Genomic DNA, 4,994 nt, shown 5'->3' with positions numbered 1-4,994 from the left:
GCGCTGGCGCTGAGCGGGTTTGGGCTGCTGATCACGTCGAAGCTCGGCCCGTAGGCGAAGCCAGCACTGACGTAGTCGGCGGCCACGGCCGCACCCGCGCGGGTCCAGGTCGCGCGGGCCTGGACCGCCGCGAGCTGGACCGCCGCGGGTCGCTCGACCTCGTGCTGGACCGCGACGGCCTGCCCGCGGGCGTGCGTGACTCGCCCGCCCTCCGCTTCGCTGTAGAGCTCGAAGGCGAGGCGATCGCCCGCGGGGACGATGCCCGCGTAGATCGTCCGCTCGGCCCCGAGGACCACGATCGGCCGGGCCCACACGACCTCGCGCAGGGCGTAGGCGCGCCCGGGGTCGGCGAGCTCGACGGCCGCGCGCGCGAGCTCGAGCGTGGCCGCCCCAGCCACGAGCGGCTGGCCTTCGATCACGTGGTCGCGGACCAGCGAGTCGTCGGGCCACAGCGTCTTGCGAAACCGCAGCTGCGCGACCGTCGACTCGTTCGCGTCGATCAGGGGGTGCAAGCTGGCCGGGCCCAGATCGGCGTCGAAGGGGATCCAGTAGCGCTCCTCGGCGAACGGATACAAGGGCGCCCGGACCCGGCGCAGACCGGCGCCAGCGTGGTGCGCCGCCCAGTCGACCTCAGCCTCGTCGAGCCACCGCCGACCCGCGTCGCCCAGCTCCCCGCCGCCAACGAGCTCGGGGAGCTCGCCGCCCGCGGCGTAGCGCCGCAAGACCGAGACGAGCTCGGAGCCCGCGCGCGTGAGAATCGCGAGGCGCCGCTCGAGCGGCTCGCGACCGATCTGCAGCGTGTAGCACAGGGCGTCGAGGGGCACGCGCGCGACCTCGACGAAGTCGGCCGCCGCGCGGGCGTAGGCGCGCAGGCGATCCTCGTCGCGGGCCGACAGCACGAACAGCACGGGCTCGTCGACGCGCTGCTCGGCCGCGGGTCGATCGGCATCGAGCTCGGGCTCGGGCGCCTCCTCGATCACGAGGTGAGCGTTGGAGCCGCCGGCGCCGAACGAGCTCAAGCCCGCCCGCCGCGTCCGCGCGCCCCGGGCCCAGGCCCCGAGCTCGCGCTGCACCACGAAGGGCACGCGCTGAAAGTCGATGTTGGGGTTGAGCTCCGCGGCATGGAGCGAGGGCGCGAGGGCCTCATGACGCAGCTGAAGCAAGACCTTGGTCAAGCCAGCGATGCCCGCCGCGGACTCGAGGTGACCGACGTTGGACTTGACCGAGCCGATCGCCCACTGGCGAGGCTCGGGCTCCGCACCGTGGCCGTAGGCGCGGCTGAGCCCCGCGATCTCGATTGGATCCCCGAGCGAGGTCCCGGTCCCATGGGCCTCGACGTAGTCGATGTCGGCCGGCGCGAGGCCGGCCTCGTCCATCGCCGTCTCGATCACCCGGGTCTGGGCCCGCGGACTCGGCACGGTGTAGCCGTTGGTCCGACCGCCATGGTTGAGGGCGCTGCCGCGGATCAGCCCGAGGATCCGGTCGCCGTCTGCACGCGCCTGCGCGTAGGGCTTGAGCAGCACGGCGCCGACGCCCTCACCGGGCACGTAGCCATCGCCGCCCTCGCCGAAGCTCCGGCACCGACCATCCGAGGACAGGAACCGACCTTGACTGAGAAACGCGTACTTGTAGGGGTGGATCGACACGTTGACGCCACCGGCGATCGCGAGCGAGGTCTCCCCGCGGCGCAGGCTCTCGCAGGCCAGGTGAATGGCCGTGAGCGAGGACGAGCACATGGTGTCGAGGGCGAAGCTCGGCCCGGTCAGGTCGAGGGCATAGGACACCCGGTTGGCGATCGTCGCGAACGACGACGAGGTCAGCGGGCGCCCCCCGCGGAGCAGATCCAGGGCCCCGTGGAACTGGTACTCGCCGTACATCACGCCGACGTAGACGCCGACGGGCTGACCGGCGAGCGCGCTGCGGCGATAGCCGGCGTCCTCGATCGCGTGCCAGGCCGTCTGCAGGAACAGTCGCTCTTGCGGGTCCATGAGCTCGGCGTGACGCGGCGAGATCCCGAAGAACAACGGATCGAAGCGATCGACATGGCTGAGGAAGCCGCCCCAGCGCGTGTGCGCGCGACCGAGCGTCGCCGGGTCGGCGTCATACCAGCGCCCGTGATCCCAGCGCTGGGCGGGGATGTCCGTGATACAGTCACGACCGTCCCGGAGGTTGGCCCAAAACGCGTCGAGATCGTCGGCCTCTGGATAGCGACCGGCGACCCCGATGATCGCAACGGCCCCGCGCTCACCGAGCCCGCCCTCGGCCGCCGCGCTGGTTCGCCGACGCCGAGCCGGGCGCGCGGGCGCGGGCGCTTGGCGTCGCGCTGACGCGGCCACAGGTGCGACGGTGGCCGGCGACGCGCCGCGCTCGAGCTCGGCGCCGTGGTCCGTGGCGAAGTACTCGGCGAGCTCCGCGAGGTTGGCGTACTCGAAGAACAGGGTCTTCGACAGGCCCGTGAACCGGCGGTCGAGCTCGCGGTTGAGCTTGGTGATCATCAGCGAGTCGATCCCGAGCCGTTCGAAGCTCGCCTCGGCGTCGAGCTCCTCGGGAGCGAGGCCCGTCGCCTTGGCCAGGAGCTCGCGCAGCAGCTCGAGCGCGGCGGCCTCGAGCGAGCGCTTGGCGGCCCCCTCGACCCGGCCGCGCTCGCCGGCCTTTGGCTTGGCCCGGGCCGGGACCTGGTCGACGATCCGATCGAGATCGCCGTAGGCCGCGAGCACGGCTCCGTCCCCCCCGAGCGCGCCCTCGAGCAGCTCGAGGCCCACGCTCGTCGGGACCACGGCGAAGCCCGAGCGCGCGGCGATGTCTGCAGCCGCCTCGGCGGTCTGGCGCATCCCGCCCTCGGCCCACATCGGCCAGGCGATGGTTCGCAGCCCCGGGCTGCGCTCGGCCTCGGCCTCGAGCCAGGCGTTGGCGTAGGCGTAGTCGGTCTGGCCGGCGCTGCCGACGTGCGCCGCGATCGACGAGAAGCTCACCAAGAAGTCGAGCTCGTCGGCGGCGGTCGCCGTGCGCAGCGCGGCGAGACCCGCGATCTTCGGGGCCGCGACCGCGCGCAGATCGGCGAGCGCCTTGGTCAGGGCGAAGCCATCGCGCAAGACCCCGGCCGTATGGAAGACGCCACGGATCGGCCCGAGCTCGGCGCGGAGCTTTGCGACCACGGCCGCGACCGCGGCGGCGTCACCCACGTCGACACGGCGATGGCTCAGGCCGGGCTCAGCGTCGAGGTCCACGGCGCTCCGGCTGAGCAGCACCATGCGCGCGTCGACGCGGCCGAGCAGCCAGCGCTCGACGAGGCGCGCGAGGGCCCCGGCCCCGCTGATCAGGTACACGCCCCCCTCCCGCAGCGGCGCGGGTTGGGCGGCCGGGGCGGGCACGAGGCGCGGCGCGGTCCGACCCGCGTCGGCGTAGCGCAGCTCGATCTCTTCGTCACCGTGGCCGAGCTCGACCGCGAGGGCCTCACGCTCGTCGACCTCCGGCCCGAGACCCACGACCTGCATGTGGAGCTTGGGGTTCTCCTCACGGAGCGTGCGCGCGAAGGCTCCGAGCGCCGCGCGGTCCGAGCTCGGGCCCAGGGCGTCGTGACGATGAAGCACCACGATCCGCTTGGCCGCGCTGATGCCCAGCTCCACCAGGCGCTGGGCCAGGCGCAGGAGCGTCTCGACATCGGGCTCGTCGACGAGGACCAGCGGCGGCGCGCTGGCGAGCTCGCTCGGGTCGACGACCTGCGACACCACGCTGACGCCCTGGTCGCGCAGCACGGCCGCCAGCGCCTCGCGCCGGGCCGGGCTCGACGCGAGCACGACGCCCGCGAGGGGCACACGGGCCGGCCCGTCCGCGGGCGCGCATGGCTGCCAGCGACGGACGAACAGCCCGGCCCGCGCCGCGCGCTCGCCGACGCGCACGACCAACTCCGAGCCGCGCGCGCAGACCTGGCGATCGGGACCGATGAGCTCGAAGCTGGCGCGGGCCGTCCGCGCGCCGCGATCGACGACGCGCACGTGAACGCGGCACGACCCCACGACCGGCGCGAAGACCTCGAGCTTGCCCACGGTCAGGGGCAGGCAGCTGCGCGCCTCTCCGTAGACCCGCGCGAGCAACACGACCAGGGCATGCAGCGCCCCGTCGAGCAGCGCGGGCTCGAGCACGGTCTGGCCCCCGAGCGCGCCTCCGTCGGGGAGCTCGAGCCGCCCGACGGCCTCGCGCTCGCCGACCTTCAGCTCGGCGAGCGCCCGCATCCGCGGGCCATAGTCGAGGCCGCAAGCGGCGAGGGTCGCGTAGCACTCGGCGTGGGACAGCTCGGTCCAGCCCGCGCCCTCCCCTGCCAGCGGGGTCGCCAGTGGGGTCGGCTCGCGGGCGTCGGCGCCCGCCGGGTGGAGCTCACCGCTGGCGTAGGGCTGGCCCTCGACCTCGACCTCGAAGTCCGCGCCGCCGTCGACAGGGTCGAGCACGATCGTCATGGCCCGCTCGCCCCCGGCGAAGCCGAGCACCCGGGTGAACGACACGTCGCGCAGCTCCACTGGCTGACCGAGCGCGAGCTCCCCGGCCGCGCGCGCGAGCTCGAGGTAGGCGACCGCCGGCATCACTGGCTCGCCGTCGACGCGGTGATCGGCCAGGTAAAACTCGGCGCCGCTGCGCTCGCTGCGATAGGCCACGCGCGCGAGCGTCGAGACGTTCGCGTCGAGCATCGGGTGCAGAGCCCCACGCGCCCCGCCCTGGTCCGCGTCCTCGGGCGCCGCGAGCCAGCAGCGTCGGCCCTCGAAGGGATAGGTCGGCAGCGGCACCCGGCCCCGGCGCTCGTCGCCAAAGTAGGCAGCCCAGTCGACCTCGGCGCCCCCGGCCCAGGCCTGCGCGAGGCCGGCGAGCAGGCCCTCCTCGACCCGCAGCGCCGTCCCCTCGACGGCGTCGTCACGATCACGCACGACGACCCCGGGCCCCGCGATCGCGCCCGCGCTCCCCCCAGCGAGCCGCGCGACCGCCTCGGCGAGGGTCAGGGCGCC

General features: G+C 74.2%; 1 protein-coding gene. It reads right to left on the bottom strand.

The window, feature by feature from the left end:
• Window positions 1–4,994, bottom strand: a 4,994-nt coding sequence (locus DB30_RS40065; RefSeq protein WP_146662841.1) for a beta-ketoacyl synthase N-terminal-like domain-containing protein, incomplete at both ends; no start/stop codon positions are given.

The sequence above is a fragment of the Enhygromyxa salina genome (assembly GCF_000737335.2).
Taxonomy (GTDB): domain Bacteria; phylum Myxococcota_A; class Polyangia; order Nannocystales; family Nannocystaceae; genus Plesiocystis; species Plesiocystis salina_C.
The sequence above is the reverse complement of the archived record's forward strand: the minus strand, read 5'-3'. Positions and strand labels throughout refer to the sequence as shown.